20 protein-coding genes and 2 tRNA genes are annotated in these 22581 nt (G+C 28.9%); 13 read left to right on the forward strand and 9 right to left on the reverse strand.

Features of this window, described 5'->3' with window-relative positions:
* The first annotated feature begins 85 nt into the window (after positions 1-85).
* Positions 86-442 (forward strand): dihydroneopterin aldolase, encoded by a 357-nt coding sequence (gene folB, locus AWN65_RS14215; RefSeq protein WP_060383737.1) that lies wholly within the window; start codon positions 86-88, stop codon positions 440-442.
* A gap of 57 nt (positions 443-499) precedes the next feature.
* A tRNA-Cys gene (locus AWN65_RS14220) sits at positions 500-570 on the forward strand.
* A 168-nt stretch (positions 571-738) separates the two neighbouring features.
* On the opposite strand, the gene AWN65_RS14225 is transcribed toward AWN65_RS14220, so the two are convergent.
* The 4 genes from AWN65_RS14225 to AWN65_RS14240 form a co-directional block, all read right to left on the reverse strand.
* Positions 739-823: transfer RNA gene (locus AWN65_RS14225), tRNA-Ser, on the reverse strand.
* A gap of 146 nt (positions 824-969) precedes the next feature.
* The gene (locus AWN65_RS14230; protein ID WP_060383738.1) at positions 970-1635 is read right to left on the reverse strand and encodes a GldM family protein; all 666 of its coding nucleotides are present in this window, start codon (positions 1633-1635) and stop codon (positions 970-972) included.
* A 102-nt stretch (positions 1636-1737) separates the two neighbouring features.
* A complete protein-coding gene (locus AWN65_RS14235; protein ID WP_014165837.1) occupies positions 1738-2424 on the reverse strand; it encodes a LysE family translocator in 687 nt (228 codons plus the stop codon).
* Between the two features lie 111 nt (positions 2425-2535).
* Positions 2536-3216, reverse strand: a complete 681-nt coding sequence (locus tag AWN65_RS14240; protein WP_060383739.1) for a head GIN domain-containing protein — start codon at positions 3214-3216, stop codon at positions 2536-2538.
* A 36-nt stretch (positions 3217-3252) separates the two neighbouring features.
* On the opposite strand from AWN65_RS14240, the gene AWN65_RS14865 reads away from it, so the two are divergent.
* Positions 3253-3492, forward strand: a complete 240-nt coding sequence (locus AWN65_RS14865; protein ID WP_145902573.1) for a hypothetical protein — start codon at positions 3253-3255, stop codon at positions 3490-3492.
* Positions 3493-3569: 77 nt separating this feature from the next.
* Here AWN65_RS14865 and rnr read toward each other — a convergent pair whose 3' ends face one another.
* The gene (gene rnr, locus AWN65_RS14250) at positions 3570-5747 is read right to left on the reverse strand and encodes a ribonuclease R (RefSeq protein WP_060383741.1); all 2178 of its coding nucleotides are present in this window, start codon (positions 5745-5747) and stop codon (positions 3570-3572) included.
* A gap of 811 nt (positions 5748-6558) precedes the next feature.
* On the opposite strand from rnr, the gene rpiB reads away from it, so the two are divergent.
* The 5 genes from rpiB to AWN65_RS14275 all read left to right on the forward strand — a co-directional run bounded on the left by rpiB (position 6559) and on the right by AWN65_RS14275 (position 9307).
* Positions 6559-6990 carry a ribose 5-phosphate isomerase B gene (gene rpiB, locus AWN65_RS14255; protein ID WP_060383742.1) on the forward strand — a complete coding sequence of 144 codons (432 nt, stop codon included), beginning with the start codon at positions 6559-6561 and terminating at the stop codon, positions 6988-6990.
* Positions 6990-7331, forward strand: a complete 342-nt coding sequence (locus AWN65_RS14260) for a hypothetical protein (protein WP_060383743.1) — start codon at positions 6990-6992, stop codon at positions 7329-7331. Before rpiB ends, AWN65_RS14260 begins: the two co-directional genes overlap by 1 nt.
* Before the next feature lies 1 nt (position 7332).
* Entirely contained in the window at positions 7333-8247 is a 915-nt protein-coding gene (locus tag AWN65_RS14265) for a cation diffusion facilitator family transporter (protein ID WP_060383744.1), read from the forward strand.
* Positions 8248-8329: 82 nt separating this feature from the next.
* Positions 8330-9088: a hypothetical protein gene (locus AWN65_RS14270; protein ID WP_060383745.1), complete on the forward strand. Its 759-nt coding sequence runs from the start codon at positions 8330-8332 to the stop codon at positions 9086-9088.
* Between the two features lie 27 nt (positions 9089-9115).
* Positions 9116-9307 carry a hypothetical protein gene (locus tag AWN65_RS14275; RefSeq protein WP_060383746.1) on the forward strand — a complete coding sequence of 64 codons (192 nt, stop codon included), beginning with the start codon at positions 9116-9118 and terminating at the stop codon, positions 9305-9307.
* 97 nt (positions 9308-9404) lie between these two features.
* Here AWN65_RS14275 and AWN65_RS14280 read toward each other — a convergent pair whose 3' ends face one another.
* The gene (locus AWN65_RS14280) at positions 9405-10007 is read right to left on the reverse strand and encodes a trimeric intracellular cation channel family protein (RefSeq protein ID WP_060383747.1); all 603 of its coding nucleotides are present in this window, start codon (positions 10005-10007) and stop codon (positions 9405-9407) included.
* 94 nt (positions 10008-10101) lie between these two features.
* Here AWN65_RS14280 and AWN65_RS14285 point away from each other — a divergent pair, with 94 nt between their 5' ends.
* The gene (locus AWN65_RS14285) at positions 10102-11148 is read left to right on the forward strand and encodes a hypothetical protein (protein WP_060383748.1); all 1047 of its coding nucleotides are present in this window, start codon (positions 10102-10104) and stop codon (positions 11146-11148) included.
* Between the two features lie 117 nt (positions 11149-11265).
* Complete coding sequence (locus AWN65_RS14290; protein ID WP_060383749.1) at positions 11266-12402, forward strand: ATP-binding protein; 1137 nt, start codon at positions 11266-11268, stop codon at positions 12400-12402.
* Between the two features lie 39 nt (positions 12403-12441).
* On the opposite strand, the gene AWN65_RS14295 is transcribed toward AWN65_RS14290, so the two are convergent.
* The gene (locus AWN65_RS14295) at positions 12442-12702 is read right to left on the reverse strand and encodes a DUF1294 domain-containing protein (protein WP_060383750.1); all 261 of its coding nucleotides are present in this window, start codon (positions 12700-12702) and stop codon (positions 12442-12444) included.
* 110 nt (positions 12703-12812) lie between these two features.
* Between AWN65_RS14295 and AWN65_RS14300 the strand changes: the two genes are divergently transcribed.
* Together AWN65_RS14300 and AWN65_RS14305 are read left to right on the forward strand one after the other, a co-directional pair.
* Positions 12813-15017, forward strand: a complete 2205-nt coding sequence (locus tag AWN65_RS14300; protein WP_060383751.1) for a TonB-dependent receptor — start codon at positions 12813-12815, stop codon at positions 15015-15017.
* Entirely contained in the window at positions 14962-15843 is an 882-nt protein-coding gene (locus AWN65_RS14305) for a DUF4249 domain-containing protein (protein WP_158447627.1), read from the forward strand. The genes AWN65_RS14300 and AWN65_RS14305 overlap by 56 nt, the downstream gene beginning before the upstream one ends.
* Positions 15844-15875: 32 nt before the next feature.
* Here the strand turns inward: AWN65_RS14305 and AWN65_RS14310 are convergent, their stop codons facing one another.
* Positions 15876-17213 (reverse strand): hypothetical protein, encoded by a 1338-nt coding sequence (locus AWN65_RS14310; protein ID WP_060383753.1) that lies wholly within the window; start codon positions 17211-17213, stop codon positions 15876-15878.
* 114 nt (positions 17214-17327) lie between these two features.
* On the opposite strand from AWN65_RS14310, the gene AWN65_RS14315 reads away from it, so the two are divergent.
* The gene (locus AWN65_RS14315) at positions 17328-19451 is read left to right on the forward strand and encodes a Tex family protein (RefSeq protein ID WP_060383754.1); all 2124 of its coding nucleotides are present in this window, start codon (positions 17328-17330) and stop codon (positions 19449-19451) included.
* A 105-nt stretch (positions 19452-19556) separates the two neighbouring features.
* Here the strand turns inward: AWN65_RS14315 and AWN65_RS14320 are convergent, their stop codons facing one another.
* Positions 19557-22055: a T9SS type A sorting domain-containing protein gene (locus tag AWN65_RS14320; protein WP_060383755.1), complete on the reverse strand. Its 2499-nt coding sequence runs from the start codon at positions 22053-22055 to the stop codon at positions 19557-19559.
* Positions 22056-22581 lie beyond the last annotated feature (526 nt).

Here is a 22581-nt window from a genome sequence, read left to right on the forward strand (position 1 = left end):
AAGAGTTTATAAGTTGTCTTGTTTAGTAGGTTTAGAAGACCAACCTTACATTATAAACTTATAAAATCTTAAACTTTTGAACAAAATGGGAATAATACGATTAAAAAATATACGAACCTTTTCGAATCACGGATGTTTAGTAGAAGAGAGTAAAATAGGGAGTCATTATAGAGTAGATTTAGAAATCGAAGCTGATTTAACTCAATCTGCACAAACTGATAAACTTGCAGATACCGTAGATTATGTACATTTAAACAAAATTGTGGTAGAGGAAATGGCTATTCGTTCGGAATTATTAGAGCATGTAGCCCAAAGAATTATTGACAGAACACTAAATGAACTACAATTAGTGGAAAAAATAACCGTAGAAGTAGCAAAAATTAATCCACCAATAGGCGGTGATGTTCAAGAAGTTAGTATTTTAATAACAAAAAAAAGATAAACTTTTAATCAGAAAGCTTTTAAAATATAAACTTTTGATTATATTTGCATCCGCAATGGCGTCGTGGCCGAGCGGCTAGGCACCGGTCTGCAAAACCGTCTACCCCGGTTCGAATCCGGGCGATGCCTCAAAAACCTTCCAAGAAATTGGGAGGTTTTTTTTATATCTTCACATTTCAACTTCTTTTTTAATATAGGATAAAAAGAAAAATTTGACTTGATCCTTCATCCGTAATTTAGAAATTTATATAAAATAAAAAAGGCCTGATTACTCAGACCTTTTTTCCTTTTGGCTTGCGGAGAAAGAGGGATTCGAACCCCCGGACCTGTTACAGTCAACAGTTTTCAAGACTGCCGCATTCGACCACTCTGCCATTTCTCCAGTATATCTCGCTCTACTTCCGTATTGCGAGTGCAAATATAAGACAGTTTTTTATATTTACAAACTACTTTTAGCATCTTATTTATAAAAATATTTTAAAAACAATATAACTATCTAAAAAATAGTGTATTATACTCTTAAAAAAATTAGACTTTTTTAATTTTTATAACGGGAGTTTTGGAAATAGCTAAATTTAAATCTGATAAAAAAGTAATTTTATGAATTTGAATTAATGTAGCTTTATCTTTATTTAATATAGCTTCATACACATCTGCTGGAATTTTATTTCCTTTGATTTCAAAACTATCTAGGAATTCACCTGCCATATTAGTCAAATGCAGACGAAATCCTGTAACCGTAATACTATAGTCTAATAAAAAATCAATTAATTTGAATGTAATTTCTGCATTTAATAATTCTTTGGTAGGAATTTCTAAGACACAATCACTATTAATACATCCTTTTTGATTAACTAACAAAGCGGCCAAAGGCAAATCTTTTACTCTCAAGGTATGTTCTTCAATTACTTTTGTACTATCAGAGGTGTTAATTTCCACAAATACTTTCGTTTCCTTGCCATTTTTAGGTTGAAGGGTATAGTTACCATCAGAAGACTGAAAAAGTGCCTCTCCTTTAATTTTAAAAGGTTTTGATTCTTTTACTTGAATAGAAATTGGATTGGGAATCCCTTTGTATACAATATTTAATTTATTTAATCCTATTAAAGAAAGATTGGGTTTAGAAGTAGTAATAGAATCATTTTGACTGTAAATAACAACAGGTAAAAGAATTAGAAGTAATAATTTTTTCATATTTGTTTATTTTTAGATTAGGGGTTTTATTGGGCATGAAATTACCAAAAATAAAATAAGTATTTTGAATTTTAATTATACAAAAAAAGAGTAATGGAAACATTACTCTTTTTCTATTTTCTCAATTGTATCTTTTACAAATTGTTTATCAGAAGGAAACCAACCTTGGGCTAACAGTATGGCTCCAAAAATTATTAATAGTATAGAACTGACTTTTTTGATTTTAATAATATTAGATGGAGTTAGTTTAGAACGCAATTGTTTTGCAGCTAATATTTTACAGACATCTGTAGTTAAATAAGAAAGTATAACAGTTGTAAAAAACCAAAAAACATTTGAGCTATCCATTTCTAAACGAGGACCAAAAGTAATGATGATTAATAACCAAAATCCTAGAACTCCAATGTTAATAAAGTTTAATAAAAAACCTTTTATGAATAGACTTATATAGTTTTTCTTTATTAAATCTACAACTTCCTCATCTTCTTCTATATTTTTACTGGCTTTGTATAATTTGGCATAAGAAATAATACCATAAGCTAACATGACAATTCCTCCAAAAATAAATAACGCAGGATCATCTTTTAAACTTTGAATCAAACGATAACTTCCTAAATAAGCCAGACCTATAAAGAAGATATCTCCAAGAACAACTCCTAAATCAAAAAACAAAGCGGCCCTAAATCCTTTTGTTATACTAGTTTCTAATAAAACAAAAAAAACAGGACCAATCATAAAGCTCAGGAAAATACCTAAAGGAATTCCGTTGCTTAAAATATATTGTAACATAAATTAACTGCTAGAATTAATTGGCAATTTAATTCTATATTCTTGAAAAATCTAATTTTTAGTAATTTTAAGAAAATTTTATTTCAAAAGATCTATTAATCAATATAGTTTTTATTGGTTTTTATCTCTTCGTATCGTAATATTTCCACCAAAAATGGTTTTTTCATTTACTTGCTTAGGTTTACCATAAATAGTAATATTTCCTCCAGCTCTTGCTTTAGCATCCACCACATCATAGGCTGAAATATCAATTTGTCCACCCGCATTTACGGTAACCGTAGCTTGTTGTGTAACACAATTTTTAGCTTCTAAAATGCCACCCGCTGTAGAAACTGCATCTATAGTTTGTGTTTTTCCACCTAAAGTAACTATACCACCGCTACTGGTTTTGACATTAATTTTAGAGGCTTCGACAGCTAATTCAACTTTACCACCTTCTTTAGCAATAATATCAAACATAGCTGATTTTAAAGTAGCATCACTAGTAACTAAACTTCCTTCATTGGCTTCAACCGCTTCTAAAGCTTTGAAATACACCGTAGCGGTAATAGCATCGCCTTTTAACATTTTGCCAAAAGGCATACGTACTTTCAATTCTCCATCTTTAGTAACTAATTCAACTGCTTCAGAATTCGTTCCTTTTAATTCAATTTTGGTTTCAGTAGCGGGAACCAAATGAATTTCAATTTGGTCAAAACCCGTTACTTTAGAAATGGTTCCAAGAGATTTACTGGTTTGTGCACTCATCACACTTACAGCAAATAACGAAAAGGCTATTACATGTTTTTTCATAATTATATAAAAATCAACAATGTAGACAAAAGAAAAATGATTAATTCAATAACATTTAATTTGCTTCTTGATTTAATGATTGCTTTTAAAACTAAGTCAAAAGCAATCAAACCCAAGGCAAGAAAACCAAAAATTATTTTTCCTAAAAAAATAAAACCTTTACCACATCCACCTACTTTTCCTTCAGGATTTATAAAAATTATAAACAGAAAAAATAGAAATGCTAATATGTTAAAAACAGAAATATTCTTCTTTATAAAATTTATTATCATTTAAAATTTTGTATTATTTGAAAAATTGGCTTCATACTTCTGTTCAAAACTGCTACTGAACACTGAATACTGAATACTCATTTAATTTCTTCTAATAAAATGATAATCCAATTGTTTTTTCACTAAGTCAGCGTTTTTCACTTTTACCCAAACTTCATCCCCTAACTGCAACAAATCTTTAGTCACTTGACCTACTAAAGCATATTGTTTTTCATCAAACGTATAATAGTCTTCTTTTATTTCACGAATGCGAATCATTCCTTCACATTTGTTTTCAACAATTTCTACATAAATTCCCCATTCTGTTACACCAGAAATCACACCTAAAAACTCTTGGTCTTTGTGGTCTTGCATGTATTTCACCTGCATATACTTGATAGAATCGCGTTCGGCATTGGAAGCACTATTTTCCATATTTGATGAATGCACACATTTTTCTTCATAAGCTTCTTCATCAGCACTTTTAGCTCCATCTAGATATTGCTGTAGCAAACGGTGTACCATAACATCTGGATAACGACGAATAGGCGAAGTAAAATGTGAATAATAATCAAACGCTAATCCGTAATGACCAATATTTTCAGTAGAATACTTAGCTTTACTCATGGTTCGGATAGCTAAAGTATCCACCATATTTTGCTCTTTTTTCCCTACTACATTTTCTAACAAAGTATTCAACGATTTAGAAATGGTATCTTTTGATTTGAAATTCAACGAATACCCAAACTTAGAAATTACGCCTTGTAAATTCATTAACTTATTTTCATCTGGTTCATCGTGAATACGATACACAAAAGTTTTCTTTTGTTTACCAATGAATTCGGCTACCTTTCTGTTGGCTAACAACATGAACTCTTCAATTAAATGGTTAGCATCTTTAGCGATTTTAAAATAAACCCCTACAGGCTCATCGTTTTCATCTAATTTGAATTTGACTTCAACTTTATCAAAAGAAATAGCACCGTTGTTCATACGATTTCTTCTTAAAATTTTAGCCAATTCATCTAATTTCAAAGTCGCTTCGACGATAGCATCAGGAACAATGTAGGTTTCTTCGGTCAATGAAATTTCAGCAGGAATAGTATTTCCTTTGGTTTCAATAATATGTTGCGCTTCTTCATAAGCAAAACGCTGGTCAGAATAAATTACGGTACGACCAAACCACTGGTTCACCACTTGCGCTTTTGCATTGATTTCAAAAACGGCAGAGAACGTATATTTTTCTTCATGCGGACGTAACGAACAGGCAAAATTACTCAAGACTTCTGGCAACATAGGCACCACGCGGTCCACCAAATACACTGAAGTAGCACGCTTGAAAGCTTCATCATCTAAGATAGTCCCTTCCTGAACATAGTGCGAAACATCGGCAATATGAACCCCAATTTCATAGTTTCCATTTTCTAAAATTTGGAAAGAAAGAGCATCATCAAAATCTTTTGCATCTTTAGGGTCTATCGTGAATGTCAATACATTACGCATATCACGACGCTTGGCAATTTCTTCGGCTTGAATAGACGTATCTAACTTTTTAGCATAGGCTTCAACTTCCACAGGGAAATCATAAGGCAAACCATACTCAGCAAGAATGGCATGAATTTCTGTATCATGTTCTCCAGGACGACCCAATACTTTTTCAACACTTCCAAAAGGAGAATCTGCTTTTTTAGGCCAATCTTCAATTTTAACTAAAACAACATCACCATCTTTAGCTTCACCCATTTTTTCTTTGGGAATAAAAATATCCGTGTACATTTTTGGGTTAGCAGTAGTTACAAAAGCAAAATTCTTTTGCACATCAATCACTCCCACAAATTCCATACGTTCACGTTCCAAAACTTCAATCACTTCAGCTTCGGGACGTTTGCCTTTACGACGGTTGTACACATACACTTTTACCTTATCGCCATGCAAGGCATGATTCAAATTAGCGAAAGGAATAAACACATCTTCCTCAAAATCTTCGCATAGCAAATACGCACTTTTACGTGCAGTCATATCAATAATGCCTTCGTAGTAATCCTGACTCTGCGCTTTTACGATATATTTTCCAGGTTCAATTTCTAAAATCTGTTTTTTAGAGGCTAGGATTTTTAAATCCTTTATAATTTCATTTCTACTTTTGGTATCATCTACATCTAATCGGGACGCTATCTGCTTGTAATTAAAAGGCTTATTAGGCTCTTTAGAAAGCAGTTTCAAAATTTTTCCCGAAAAGTCTTTCACCCCTTTACTAAATCTTCTAGGCTTTTTACTCATCTTCATTTTTTAAATATCGCTGAAAATTACAAAATAGTATTCAGTTATCAGTAACTAGTCATCAGATTTAAAAAAAATATAAAGTTTAACAGTTTTAATTTTTTTCTAAAATCAAGAGTTTTTAACAATAACTAAAAAAATAGAAAAGAAGATTTTTTAAAAAAATAAAATTTGATGGTTATGATAGTGTGTTAATAAGACTTAAAACTTTTTAAATTTTGTTTTGTTTATTGAGTTTTACGGAGTTATACAATGATATTAACAAGTTTTTGAAAGGTTAAAGAGTTGTTTTATAGTTAATTATATTAGTTTATTAACAGTTGTTAACATATATATTTTAGTTTCTTTTTTTGAAAACTTAGGTTGTTAATAGTTGTTAATAACTGTGAATATCTATTGAATAATTTTCCAAAAAGTCACCGAAACTTTTCTTGCATAATTAAAACTGATTTTGGATTATGAAAAAAATCTTTAGAAGTCAAAAAAAGTTTTATTTTTCTCTTATTACTTATTAACAATTTTTATTAGACTGCAATCCCTTGAAAATCAAGGCTATTTTTTGGTTTGTTAACAACCTAAAAATTCTTGTTTTTTTAAGTTTATAAATCCTTGAAAAATAAGGTTTTAAGTTATTAACTGTTTTGTTAATAACTGTATAATGTATTGAAAATTAAGTAATTATAATTTAATCAACATCATTTTAAGGAATAGTCATTCTATATAGTAATAAAAAGATTTCATTTTATTTCGATGCGTTCTCTTGATACATATTAATATGTATTTTTGTACTATAAATACAAACAACACACTTATGATTATTTCAATAGGAAACGACCATGCTGGTCCTGATTATAAAAATGCTATTGTACAATACTTAGAAAACAACGGTCATACGGTTATCAATCATGGTACCGATGCTTTTGATAGCGTAGATTATCCTGATTTTGGTCACCCTGTGGCTTATGATGTAGAAAGCAAAAAAGCCGATTTTGGTATTGTGATTTGCGGAAGTGGAAACGGAATTTCGATGACAGCTAACAAACACCAAGATATTCGTTGTGCTTTATGTTGGACGGTTGAAATTGCTGAATTAGCGCGTCAACATAACGATGCAAACATTATTAGTATACCAGCGCGTTATACTTCAATTCCTCAGGCTGTAGCAATGGTGGAAACATTTTTAGATACGCCATTTGAAGGGGGTAGACACGCCAATCGTGTGAAGAAAATTGCTTGTAAATGATGAATAATATTGAAAAACTTTCCGATAATCAATTAATTGAACTTTTTAAATCAGATGCTATTGATAAGGATTTGAAAAGTAAAATTATACTTGAAATTGATAGGAGAGATTTAGAAAAAATAGAAGTAAAAGAACATAATTTTACATTTACTGAAAAAGCATTTATATTTTTAACAAATTATTTTCTCTATAAATTTCATTTACTGAAGGCTAATCAACTACTAATAAATGGAGATAAAAAAGCCTATAAATTATATTGGAGAATTTTTTCTTTTGGTGTTGGTTTTAGTTTTATTTTTTTATTGTTGATTGCTAAATTTTATTTAAGAAAATTTGTCTAAAATGTCTGATAATCACAACCATGTCCATATCCATAAGCACGAAGTAGAAGGGAAGAACCTTGTTTTTTCGATATTGTTAAACCTGTTAATAACTCTGGCGCAAGCTATAGGAGGGATGTTATCTGGAAGTTTAGCATTGATTTCAGATGCTTTACATAATTTCTCTGATGTGCTTTCTTTGGTTTTTAGTCTAGTGGCGCATAAATTATCCAGAAGGAAAGCTTCGATTGACCAAACTTTTGGTTACAAACGTGCGGAGTTAATTTCGGCTTTTGTCAATGCCATGACCTTGTTAATTGTTGCTATCATATTAGGAGTAGAAGCCGTGAAGCGATTTTTTCATCCCGAACCTATTCAGTCTAATTTAGTCATTTGGTTAGCCTTGTTAGGTATAGTTGCTAATGGGGTATCTGTTTTGCTTTTACAAAAAGATGCCGAACACAACTTAAACATGAAATCAGCTTATTTGCATTTGTTAACAGATATGATGGCATCAGTTGCGGTTTTAGTAGGTGGATTATTAATGAAGTTTTATGGTTGGTTTTGGGTAGATAGTGTACTGACTTTGTTAATATCAATTTATTTAATTTTTGTTGGTATCGATTTATTAAAATCTTCTACTAAAATGTTGATGTTATTTACACCTGAAGAGATTGATATCAAAGCCATTGTTCGCGAAGTACATCGAATTCCTGGGGTAGGGAAGTTGCATCACATCCATGTTTGGCATTTGAATGAAGAAGAATTGCATTTAGAAGCTCATTTAGACTGTGCAGAAGATATTAAAATGAGTGAATTTAATGATTTATTATTTCAAATTGAAGTGCTTTTATTTGAAAAATTTGGTATCAATCATATTAACATTCAACCAGAATACAAAAAAGCCGACCCAAAAGAATTTATAGTTCAGGATTAGATAAAAATTCTTTTCTTTCAAGTTTCACCATCAAATTTTTAATTTTAGATTTGTTTTAAATAAACAAACTAATTATTAAAAAATGAAAAATAGGGAAGAATTATTTAAAAAAATATTATCTGATTTAAAAAACAAACAAGATGTTTGTGAGGAGTTTAAATATATAGGGACAGGAAATCCGTTTTCAAATATTTTAATAATTGGCAAAGAGGCATCTATAATTAGAGAGATAGATGAGGAGCAATACAATAAAGAAATTTTAGAAAACTTTAAAGATTGGAATAATCTTAGAGATTTTAATTCTGATAAAATAAAGGAAAGAGATTTCCAAAATTATTCACCATTATATCCCTATAAAGGTCAAATGCTTACCATAAATGATGGAAAAAATTTTGGAACCAGTAAAACTTGGATGAATTATCAAAAATTAATTAATTTCATTTTTAATGACCTAGATAATAAATCAATTAATTTTCACGAGTACTCATTTTTAACAGAAGTAAATTCGACTCCAAGTAGAAAAACGAAAGATGCAAAAACAGACTCTATACCGTTTAGAAAGAAAAATATTTTGTCATCAGATTTTTTTAAAGATTTTTCTGTTGTAATTATTTCTGGGGTTGGATATTTTGAGATTTCTGATGGTTATAATGAAATTGAGAAAATTTTTGACGTAAAATTTTTAGAAAAAAGATATGCCAATACAAATAACAACACTCAACCATTTTGGGTTCATACAAGTAAAACAAAAATTGTAATAAACACACACCAATTAAGTATTGGAATTTCTGATTTGCTATTGAAAGAAGTAGCTAGTGAAGTGAGTAAGTTTTTGAAATAAGAATTAATAACTGCAAAATACATAATTATGGCTGTATATAAATTAAAAGCAAAAGGAAATTATGGAAATATGTCTAAAGGATATGAATTTCAAGTTAATTCTACATCAATTCCTACACCAAATGTGAATGATATTGAAAAAGAGATTGAACGATTAGGTTTTAATTCCCAAGCTAAATCATATAAAAGTCCTGGAAATTTTGAAATTAAAAAAGTTTGAAAATTACACCAAAATCCAATCTGAATTTTAAAAAGAAGTCCTTAAAGTGTTTATAGTTCAATATTAAAATAAGAGGATGCTCTACTAGCATCCTTTTTTATATAATGGGTAATTGTAATTTTCTTCGAATCGCATAAATTCGAATCGCGGCGGTGATAAACACACTTAAAATCATACTGGTATCGGATTGCATTTTGTAATTTACCATTATCAAATACAAACCACCTCCTATTATGCAAGCTGTGGCATATAATTGTCCTGGTTTTAATAAGGCGGGTACTTTGTTGCAAAGCACATCACTTAATAAACCACCAAACGTAGCTGTAATCATTCCCATAATTAGTGCATAACCATTAGGAATAGCATTTCTTAATGCTACTTGTATGCCTACTACTGTAAAAAGCCCAATACCAAAAGCGTCAATCCAAAATATTAATTTTTTTATTAAGCTTGAGTTTAATTTAAAAAAGAAAGCTATAATAGTTGAGGTTAGTACTATTATAATAGCTACATTATCATTTACCCAATTTACTGGACGTATACCTATTAATAAATCTCGTAGAGTACCGCCTCCATACGCCATACAGAATGCCAATACAGATGCACCAAAAATATCAAAACGTTTAGTCCGTGCTTTTAGTACACCCGTTACGGCAAAGACAAATACACCCGTATAACTTATAATTTGTAAGGTATCCATACTCAATTTTTTTGCAAAGATATTGCGGTTTTCCCCAATTTATTGCTGTATATTTACTTATAACAATGTAGAAATTTTTCGTGATTTTTTGTGTATGACTTCAGAAAAACCTTTATTTAAAAAAAAATATTATCCAATTAACAATTTATTGTATGATTATTTAGAAAAATACAAAAGGTTAACCAAAACGAGTGTGTTTTATGAAGATTTATTGCGATTTCAAGGTTCTGTAGTGGTTTATGATACTAAAGGAAAAGATACTTTATGGATTAGGGTTTATTATAATGAATATGAAAAGAATGAAATAGATTTTAGTCTTAAAAAGATTTATACATTACTACATTCAGATGGAGATGAAAGTAAAATACAATTCTTAAATGTAGACCATATAGACTTTTGTACTTTTGGTAATTCTAAACCATTTAGGATAAAAGTTAGAAATATACTAAATGATAATTACACCCATTTTTATGTAAAAAAAGCAGATGCTTCACGTATTTTTGGACTAGAATTAGAAGATATAATTTCTCCTAATCGAATTAATTATTTAGTATTTAAAGACACACTTATAGAAGAACATATTGTGGGAATTCCAGGTGATATTTTTATAAAGCAACATTTATCAAATTGTTCTGAATCAGAAAAAGCTCAAATTGCTAAAGAATTTGTAAAATTTAATGAACGCTGTATGATAGGACTCTTGGGTGATATGCGTTCATATAATTTTGTAGTAATTCCTATTTATGATTATGATCATTTGGTTTTTAAAATTCGAGCTATTGACTTTGACCAACAATGTTATGAAGGAGATTTTAAATTATATAAACCTCATTTGTTTAAAGAAAATTTTCAATTTAGTAAATTGGTAAGTGAAAAATTAGAAGTTAATTCTATTGAGCAATATCAAAATGAAGAACGTTCAATTATGGTAAAAAGAATGGTAGGTTCTGAAGAAAGATTGAATGATTTGTTGCAGGCAATGAAATCTATGCAGTTATCTACTATTGAAAAACTAGAACGGTTGAAAAAGGAAATATATCTATTTACTCATGATATGCAGTTTAAAAAAGCCAACTCTATGGGAGAGGTAATAGAATCAGCCTTGCTATTTTTAAAGCGAAATTATAGAGGAAAATTTTAATAAATTATGTTAATTCCGTCAGTTTATTGACTTAATTTATATTAATTCCGTCAGTTTACTGACGGAATTAATATTTTTATTAAATTTGTATTTATAAATTTTAATAAATATAGCCTTATGAATTACATTAAAAGAGCCGTATTTGATGATTTTAATAATTATTTACATCCTAATAAAGTACTGATTTTGTTGGGTGCAAGACGTGTAGGTAAAACCCAACTTATAAAAAAATATGTAGAAGTTACAGATGAAAAGGTGTTACAACTTAATGGTGAAGATAAAAATGATGCAAGACTTTTAGAAGAAAGAACGTTTGAAAACTATAAAAGATTATTACGAAATATTAATTTATTAGTAATTGATGAAGCACAAGCGATAGAGGAAATAGGATTGATATTAAAATTTATTGTTGATACGATTGATGGAATAAAGGTGATTGCAACAGGATCATCTATGTTTGACTTAAATAATAAATTGGGTGAACCTTTGGTTGGAAGAAAAAATACTTTGTATCTATACCCATTGTCTCAGATAGAATTTTCGGAATATGAAAATTATAAAGAAACAGTTGAAAATCTTGAGATGCGATTAATTTATGGAGGCTATCCAGAGTTAACGCACTATGAATCATGGTATGACAAACAAAAGTATTTACGTGAAATTATAAATTCATATTTATTAAAAGATATATTGGTTTTTGATGGTATTAAAAACTCTAATAAAATTTATGATTTATTAAGGCTTATTGCTTTTCAAATAGGGAAAGAGGTTTCTTTACAAGAATTAGGTAAGCAATTACAATTATCTAAGAATACAGTAGAGCGTTATTTAGATTTATTGACTAAAGTATTTATTGTTTTTAGAGTAGATGGTTTTTCACGTAATTTAAGAAAAGAAATTACTAAAAGTAGTCGTTGGTATTTTTTTGATAATGGTATTCGTAATGCTATTATTGGAAATTTTAATACATTACAAAATCGTATGGATATAGGTGATTTATGGGAAAATTATCTGGTTTCTGAGCGTTTAAAAAAACAAATTTATCATAAGTTATATAAACAAAATTATTTTTGGCGTACTTATGATCAGCAAGAATTAGATTGGCTTGAAGAAAGTGCAGATAATTTAGCTGGATATGAGTTTAAATGGAATGAAAATAAGAAAACAAAAATTCCAACGGCTTTTGCTAAAGCATATCCTGATGCTACTTTTGAAATTGTAAATAAGAAAAATTACTTAGATTTTATATTATAAATTAATAGCCTTTTTTGAATGAAAAATTAAGAAAGGCTATTATTTCAGTAAAAAGTAAATTCCTATTACGTTGGCAATAAATATAATTGTGAATCGCCAAATGAAACTTATTTTTGAAGTTTTGTGTTTAAATATAAACATTCCTAATAAACTACCTATAGCACCTCCTATTAATGAGATACTTAATAAATCTTTTTCAGATATGCGTCTTTTGTTTTTTATAGCTAATAATTTGTCAATTCCGAAGAGTATTAACGAAAGGATATTTACAATTAAAAGGTAAGTAAGAAACATTTTCATTAAATCAGAATTTTAAAGAATCCAAAAGTAGTCATAATACTTATATTTGTTAGTTAAATTTTTAAATACTATAATCATTGAAGCCTATCTTTTTATACTGTATACTATTTTTGAATACGTTTGTTTGGACTCAAAATACTTTTAAAATAAATGGAAATGTAAAAAATATAAATAAAAAGGGAGTTATTGCATTGGTTACATTTACTATTAAAGGTTTTGATAAAACTATTGTAACTGATAGTTTGGGTAATTTTAATTTCAAAATAACAGATGATAAAATAAATATTAAAATTGAAGCTGAAGGTTATATAAATTACGAATCTGATTTTAAAATTACTGAGGATACTGATTTAAATATTATTTTAAAAGAGAATAAGAAAATTGATGAAATTATTATTACAGAGGATAAAAGGAAAACATTTTTTAAAAATGATAAGAATTTTTTAAAATTAAATGTATCTCAATTGAGCGATTTGCCTTCTTTAACTGGTAGTATTGATGTTTCAAAGATTTTGCAATTAACTCCTGGTGTTCAAAATTCAGGTGATATTAACGGATATTTGTATGTTAGAGGAGGAGATGCTGGGCATTCTATTTTTAAATATAATGATGTACCAGTGTATGGATCAGCTCATTTGTTTGGAATATTTCCTTATTATAATGCTTTTCATATAGGTGAATTAATGTATGATAAATCAAATTTAAGTTCTGTTAATGGTAATATACTAGGGGCTTACATTAATACTAAGAGTAATATTATGAGTATTGATAAGGCAAGTTTTCAGGTTAATTTAGGTTTGTTAGCTTCTCAGTTTAATATTAAAATACCTTATAAAAAAACTGTGTTTTCTTTATCTTATAGAAAAACTTATCTAGATGATTTTCTTAAATTAATTAATGTTAAAAATGAAGTAAATTACAGTTTCGAAGATATTAATTTTTCTTATCTACATAAAATGAGTAATAAATCCAAGCTCATTTTTGATTTTATGACAAGTAAAGATAAATTAAAATATAACAGTGAAGAGTTATTTGCTGATATTAATCTAACTTGGAAAAATTATATTGCTGCTACTCAGTTCCAACATTCTAAAAATGAAAAATTTAAATTTACTGCAAACGCATATTTTTCTAAGAGTCTATCTTCAATGAATATACTTCAACATGATTTATCTATAAAAGTAAATACTTCTATTACTGATTTTAGTTTAAAGAGTAATATTATTTACAATATTTATAAAATTAAATCCGAAATAGGATTAAGTTATAATAATTATACAATTTCACCTTATAATTTAATTTTGGCTAATTTTGGTTTTACACCTAAAACAAAATATGAGAATATTAATTCTAATTTATTTTCAATCTATCAAGATTTTAATTTTTTTATAACAGATAATATCAATCTTAAATCGGGAATTCGTTTCAATTACTTTAATCACTCTAGTTCAAATAAGTATTCCTTTGAGCCTAAGTTAGGTATTTATTTTAATGAAAAAAGAAACACAAATTATTATATTACTTTGGCTCAAAAAAGTCAACATTTAAGTTTAGTTACCACTTCTAGTATTGGAATTCCAACAGATTTTTGGGTTGCATCAGCAAATAATATCCCTTTTCAAAAGTCAAAAGAAATTTCTTTTGGTATAAACCATCATTTCAATAAAAATATTGTTACGAATTTTGATTTATTTTACAATGAAATGAAAGATTTATTAATTTATCCATTTGCTCTTTCTCAATTTAATGAAGCCTCTTCTATAGAAAAAGATATTTTCATAGGAAATGGTAAAGCTTATGGTTTTGAGTTTTTATTGAAGAAAGAAAATGGAAAATTTAAAGGTTGGATGAGTTATACTTGGAGTAAATCATTAAGAAGCTTTCCAAGGATTGATGAAGGTAGTAATTTTTACGCCAAATACGATAGAAGACATAATTTTACAACAATTATAACTTATAGTTTCACTCCAAAATTTGTGATAGGTTTTACACAAATACTAAGTTCTGGGAACCGTTTTACTTCTGCAGATCAGATATATTTTGTAAATAATGTTCCTGTAAAAGAGTATAACGAATATAATAAAGCACAGCTTCCTTTTTATAACAGAACAGATTTTTCTTTTAATTTTTGGATTATGAAAAATAAAAGAAAGGAAAGCAAAATTACTTTAAGTGTTTATAACTTATTTAATATTGAAAATCCAGTATATCAATCAGTCAATTTTGAAAAAAATGAAGAACAATTATCCATTACAAAAAATGATAAAGTATTTTACAAAATTTTACCTTCGATTAATTGGTATTTTAAATTTTAGTTTAAAAATTACTGTATTGGTGTTTTCTTTTTATTCTTGTCAAGACAATCTAAACGATACTAAAGTTTCAAAACCTAAATTGATTGTTGAAGGTTGGATTGAAGAAAATGGTGTGGCAAATGTAATTTTATCAAAAAGCATACCCACTAATACTAATTTTAACCAAAATAATATTGATAAATATTTTTTAAGGGCAGCCAAAGTGACTGTTTCAGATGGGATAAATACTGAAATATTACATCTAAAAATGGTAAATGGGTATATTCCTCCTTTTATTTATACAGGAGAAAATATAATAGGTAAAAAAGGATTTACTTATACCTTAACGATAGAGTTTGACGGACAAGAATTAAGAGCTGAAACAAGTATTCCTGAATCTGTACCTATAAAAGAACTAAGTATTGAAAAAATAGATGATTTTAAAAGAAAAATAGGAATAGAGTTTATAGATCCTGATAACAAAAATTACTATCAAATAGGAACTAGAATAGTTGGAAAAGATTCATTATTTATCCCTACTTTATACGGAACAATTGATGACGAAACGTTTATTACAAAAAAAGTAAAATTAAATTTATTAAAAGGGATTCAATTTTATCCAGTAGAAAATACCGAAACCTATTTTCCTTCAGGTAAAATTATAGAAATAAAATTAAGAACATTAGAAAAAAAGAGTTACGAATTTTGGAACAGCTGGCAAAATGATGTTTTAAATGGTCAAAATCCATTGTTTCCAGCCACTTTTAATCTAAAATCTAATATAAAAGGAGGCTTAGGAATTTGGGCTGGTTATGGTGCTGATGTAAAGATAATAAAAATAAAATAGTATAAAAAAAGCTGTCAAAGACAGCTTTTTATTTATTTATTTAAAAAAGTTATAAAATCTTCTATTTGATTTTTTAAAGTATCAAATCCAGTAGAAAAATACACATTCATTGCAACTACTGAATTATCATCAAATTTTAGATAATATTTGACATCATATCGCTCAACTTTTTGATAAACTGTTCCCATACTATATTCCCATGTTCCATTTCTCCAAACAAAAGGCGTATTACCTGAGGATACGAGTTCAGATTTTGCTACAATACTAGCAATTTTATTTTTATCCTTTTTAGAAACTAAAACTAATTTGCTATGTTTATTATAAAGTTCAGCTTTTAAATCGCTTATCTTTTTACTTTTTTCATTAGATTTTATATAATAATCAGATGAAAAATAATTAGGTTTAGGAATACTGCTTTCAGCTTTTTCAAGTTCTGTCGTAGTAGTTTCAATATCACTTGATCCTAAAATAGCAAAATCATCTAGAATAGTTATCAAAGTATTTGCCTTACCATAATCTGTTGATGAAGAATTATGATTATTTAAAAACTGATCAATGTTACCATTTGAATCAAAATTATAACCTAAAATAGATTTACCATTATTTGTTAATAAAGCACTAGCAATTGATGGAGAACTATTTCTATTATTTTTGATTTCTAAAGCATAACCATCGTTTAATGTTAATTTTAAATTAGATGTTGTAGGAATATGATTGTTGTTATTGTATGTATTTACAACACTAATATTTCCAGAATCAACACCTTTTATTTTAATTGTAGCATCAACAGTTAAAGGTAAATGAATTTTATCTAGTACTTCATTAGATATTAGAACTGGAACCATATTTCCTATATTCGGATCATACACCCATTGATAACGTTTTGGAGTATCAATTATATTAACTTTAATAGGAGAAGGCGTTGCGTTTAAAACTATTTCAGCGTCATTAGTAGTTCCTGAAATTTTAGAAGGATACCTAAAAGTTAAGTTATTTGTTGAAACTGTTTTTTCCCATCTTTTAACAGTATTATTCCAAGTGTATATACCAAAAACATCAGACACATTAAAGACATCACTTATACCATTATTATTACCACCACTTAAGATATCAATTCTATCAATTTCCAATAATTTATCTAGATTTTGAATGGCTTCAATAGTTGAAGATGTTTTTGTTTTTTCAAACTCTGAAACAGTTGCTTTTGCTTCTGTTTCTAATTTCAATTTTTTTTGTTCTGAAGTTAAGGAAGAATAAGGTGCATCCAATAAACCAGTTACTGATACTGGAGTTTCCTCAATGACTTCTTCGTTTTTTGAACAACCAAAAAGTACCTGTAAGGCTAGTAGCCCTAAAAAAATTTTTTTCATGAATAGTTTATTTAATTATGCAAAAATAAATTTTTAAATAAAAAAACAAAGCCCGAATTTTAAATTTTAAATTTTTTAATTTATATGGTATTTTAGCACTCTTATTTTTACAAAATGACAAACATTGACTTTATACTAAAAGGAGTTCAAACGACTCCAAAAAATATCCAAAATACACTTGAATTACTTTTACAAGATTGTACGATTCCTTTCATAGCTCGTTACCGAAAAGATACCACTGGTAATTTGGATGAGGTGGTTATTGAACAAATCGCAAAACTAAACAAGCAATACGACGAAATCGTAAAGCGAAAAGAAAGTATTTTAAAATCAATCGAAGAACAAAATGCTTTAACACCTGAATTGAAATCAAAAATCGAAAATAGTTTTGATTTGCAGGAAATAGAAGATTTATACCTTCCTTACAAAAAGAAAAAGAAAACGAAGGCTGATACAGCACGTGAAAATGGATTAGAACCATTAGCAAAAATAATCATGTCGCAACGTAATGATGATGTCGAATTTTTAGCATCGAAATATTTAAATGATAAAGTTGCCAATGAAGAAGAAGCCCTTCAAGGTGCCCGAGATATTATTGCCGAATGGATTAACGAAAATATTTTTATTCGTAAAAACTTACGCCGAATGTTTCAGCGCAAAGCAGAAATTACTACCAAAGTGGTTAAAACCAAAAAAGACGACGAAGCGGCACAAAAATTTTCTCAGTATTTTGATTGGGCAGAACCCATAAGCAAAGCACCTTCACATCGTTTATTAGCCATGTTAAGAGCGGAAGCTGAAGGTTTTGTTAAATTGAATGTAGAAATTGAAAAAGAAGAAGCTATTTCATTCATTGAAGATAATATCATAAAATCGAATAACGATACCACCCAACATTTGGAACTAGCAATCAAAGACAGTTATAAACGCTTATTAGAGCCCGCTATTTCAAATGAAACCTTACAGGAAGCTAAAGAAAAAGCAGACATCAAAGCAATTGATGTATTTGCAGGAAACTTGAGTCAGTTGTTATTAGCGCCTCCTTTAGGTGAAAAACGAATTTTAGCCATTGATCCAGGTTTTAGAACAGGTTGTAAAGTAGTTTGTCTAGATGAACAAGGCGATTTATTGTACAACGAAACTATTTTTCCGCATGCGCCTCAAAATGAAACAGCAATGGCGATGAAAAAAATAAAATCGATGGTAAACGCTTATAATATTGAAGCGATTTCCATTGGTAATGGAACGGCAAGCCGTGAAACCGAATTTTTCATTAAAAAAATTGCCTTTGATAAGCCTGTTCAAGTATTTGTGGTGTCAGAAGCAGGAGCTTCGGTATATTCAGCATCAAAAATTGCAAGAGACGAATTTCCTAATTATGATGTCACCGTTCGTGGTGCCGTTTCTATTGGACGCCGTTTATCAGATCCTTTAGCCGAATTGGTTAAAATTGACCCGAAATCTATTGGTGTAGGGCAGTACCAACACGATGTGGACCAAACCAAGTTAAAAGAAGAATTAGATACTACGGTCGTGCGTTGCGTAAACTCGGTTGGGATTAATATCAACACAGCGAGTAAATCCTTGTTGAGTTATGTATCTGGAATAGGCGAAAAAATGGCTGAAAATATTGTCAATTACCGTTCAGAAAACGGTGCTTTTGAAGAACGAAGCCAATTGAAGAAAGTCCCTCGCTTAGGAGACAAAGCGTTCCAACAAGCAGCGGCTTTTATCCGAATTAAAGACGGAAAAAACCCATTAGACAATTCGGCAGTACACCCAGAATCATACAAAATGGTCGAAAAAATGGCCAAAGATTTAGGAATCAAAGTAGCCGAACTAATTGGAAACAAAGAAAAAATAGACAAGATAAAACCTGAAAATTACACTACGCCTGATGTTGGAATTTTAGGAGTTAAAGATATTTTAAAAGAATTAGTAAAACCAGGGCTAGACCCACGTAAAGCGGCCAAAGTTTTTGAATTTGACCCGAATGTAAAAACCATCGCCGATGTGCGCAGCGGAATGATTGTACCCGGAATTGTAAATAACATTACAGCTTTCGGTTGTTTTGTCGACATCGGAATCAAAGAAAGCGGACTCGTACATATTTCCCAACTCAAAGAAGGCTATGTTGCCGATGTGAATGAAGTAGTCAAACTCCACCAACACGTACAAGTTAAAGTCGTTGAAGTGGATGAAGCTAGGAAAAGAATCCAGTTGACGATGATATTGTAAATTTTTAAAAGAGAGTTAAGGCTCTCGAAACCACTGTAAAAAAACAAAAATCCCAATTTTCAATAACGATCGACTAATCAAATTGGAAATTGGGATTTTTTTAAGTTATTCCTTAATAAACTTTTTAATTATTTCTTCTTTATCCGTTTTGATTTTGATTATATACAATCCTGATGGTAATTCAGAAACATTTATAGTTTCATTTATATCTTCATGTACAACCTTACCTTCTAAATTTAATATTTGGATAGAAGAGATGGAAGAATCATTATCTAAATTAATGTTTAAAATATTACTAGTTGGATTTGGAAAGATAGAAATATTCGTTGTTCTACTTAGTTTAAAGTTATTACTTTCCTCCTCTTTTGCAACAGAAATTTTAGGTGAACTAGAATTATTATATAAACTTACCAAGTAAGCGGTATTTATAGAATTTTTGTAGTTATTAAAATTACCTGAAACTAAAATTTTTCCATTGCTAATAGGAGTAATAGATAAAACGGAATTATTAAAACCATTTTCTGTAATGAATGTACTATCTTTAGTTCCATTAGAGTTTAAACGGATAATATAATTTTCTTGATTTTCGTTAAAACTGGTAAAAGACCCTCCAACAATAATTTTTCCATCCGTTTGTATTAGCATAACAGAAGGTGAACTGTTAAAACCAGTTCCAATGTTAAATGTTGTGTCTATAGTACCATTTGTATTTAATCTTACAAAGTAATTTGCACTAGAATTGTTGAAATTAGAGAAATAACCACTAACTAAAATTTTACTATCAGCTTGTAAAGTAATATTGTTTACAGCACTATCAAAACCAGTACCAATATTAAATAACGTATCTTTAACCCCATCTGCTTTTAATCGAATTATATTTTTTTCAGCTTCATCATTGTATGAACTAAATTCACCTCCTACAATTAAATTTCCATTAGGTTCTAAAGCCATTGTTAATACATCTCCATCAAAACCAGTACCTGTGTTAAAAGAAGTATCAATGCTACCATTAGAATTTAGTTTAATAATTCGGTTTGCAGTAACTTCATTATATTTTGTAAATTCACCACCTAAAAATATTTTTCCATCAGGTTGTAAAAGAATAACATTAATATTTCCATCAAATCCAGTTCCTGTATTAAAAGTTACATCCTTAGTTCCATCAGGGTTTAAACGGATAATATGATTTTCTGTAACTCCTTTGTAAGTACTAAAAGACCCTGCTACAATTAATTTCCTATCTGGTTGAACTACAATTACTGATACATTTTTATCAAACCCATTTCCTACATTAAAAGATCTATCTTTAGATCCATTAGGATTTAAACGGATGATATAGTTTGATAAATTGTTTTTATAACGTGTGAAATGACCACCTAAAACTATTTTTCGATCCTTTTGTTCTACTGCGGTTAGTATAGTTTTGTCAAAACCAATATTAGGGTTAAAGTTTAAATCAAATGTTCCATTTGTATTTATTGAAACTATATTATTAGCTGAATATCCTTGACCATAAATAGTGAAATATCCTCCTGCTATGATTTTTCCACAAGGAAGAAGTGAAAGACAAATAAGGCTTCTTTTACAGCTTCCTGTACTAAAATCAAGGTCTTTTTTTCCATCAGGATTTAAACGAATTATATTAGTTTCTAAAGGACCAACATGTACATACGGTTTTCCTATTACAGCTATTACAATTTTTCCATCATTTTGGATAGCTAATGATCTTATAGCACCATCAAAAACTACATCTGTATCGAAAGTTCCGTCTTTTGATCCATCATTATTTAATCGAATTAAATATTTTTGAGAAATACCATTAAAATTCTTAAAATTTCCTCCAATAATAATTTTACCATTAGTTTGTATGGCAATAGAGTTAATTGTACTATCAAAACCACTACCATTATTAAAACTGTTATCTTTTGTACCATTTGCATTGATACGTATAAAATTATTTACAGTTTGACCTTTGTATGTTGAAAATAAACCAGTAACTAAGATTTTTCCATCAGCTTGAAGAGCCATATCAGTTACTAAATTATCAAAACCTGTATTTGTTACAAATGAAGTATCGCTAGAACCGTTACTATTTAGCCTAGCTATTTTATTTTGAGTAGTCCCATTATAAGTGTTAAAATTTCCCCCAACAATAATTTTTCCATTAGGTTGTACGAGGATTTTAGTTACACTAGCATCAAATCCAGATCCAATTATAAAACTATTATCTTTAGTTCCATTACTATTTAGTCGTATAATTTTATTTTGATTTACTCCGTTATAGGTGGTAAAATGTCCTCCTATAAGTATTTTTCGATCAGGTTGTACAGCAATACAAGTTATGTCATCATCAAGAAGTATTGTCGTAGAAAAAGATGGGTCTATTGTACCATTGCCATTTAATCGTACTATTTTTTTTACCAGTTGTCCAGAATATTTATGAAAAGTACCCGCTACAAGTATTTTTCCATCAGGTTGTACAGTAATAGTACTTACAGTACCATCAAATCCGTTTATTGAACCAAATTTTTGCGCAATTTGTCCAGGATTTTGCGCATTGCCAATAAGCGTAAAAAACATCAAAAGATATAAATATTTTCTCATAATTTTTATTTAAATATCCAAATTAGATAAATAAGCTTACAAAAACAAGCACCTTAAATTAAAATATAAACATCTATACAAAAACGAGTCAAATAAAGTTAATTTGTAAAAATATGTTTAATAATTAAGTTTATTGTAAGGATAAAAAGAGTAAAAAACAAAAAAAATACATTTTTTTAGATTAAATATTATTTTGATACCATTTAAACTTAAAATATACTAGATTAAAAAGTAAAATTCTCGATCTGTTTTTTTCATTTTTAAAACAACTCTAACAAACGGTTGAGTATATAATTGAAATCATCATTAGTTCGAGCGCCAAGCGCATCGAGAACCAATACTAATTTTTATTGCTTTTATAGGATAGTGTCTAAATCAACATACAGTTTGTCACTCCTACGTAAGGAGTGAGTCTCATAATTAATATTATGTGATTTCTCCATTTGGTGGAAATAACAAGATTGCGAACTTTTCGGACAGTCTCAAGGTTAAAAAATAATATTAAGAGGAAATGTCAAAGTTTAAA

The organism is Flavobacterium covae, from assembly GCF_001534645.1.
Taxonomy (GTDB): Bacteria; Bacteroidota; Bacteroidia; order Flavobacteriales; family Flavobacteriaceae; genus Flavobacterium; species Flavobacterium covae.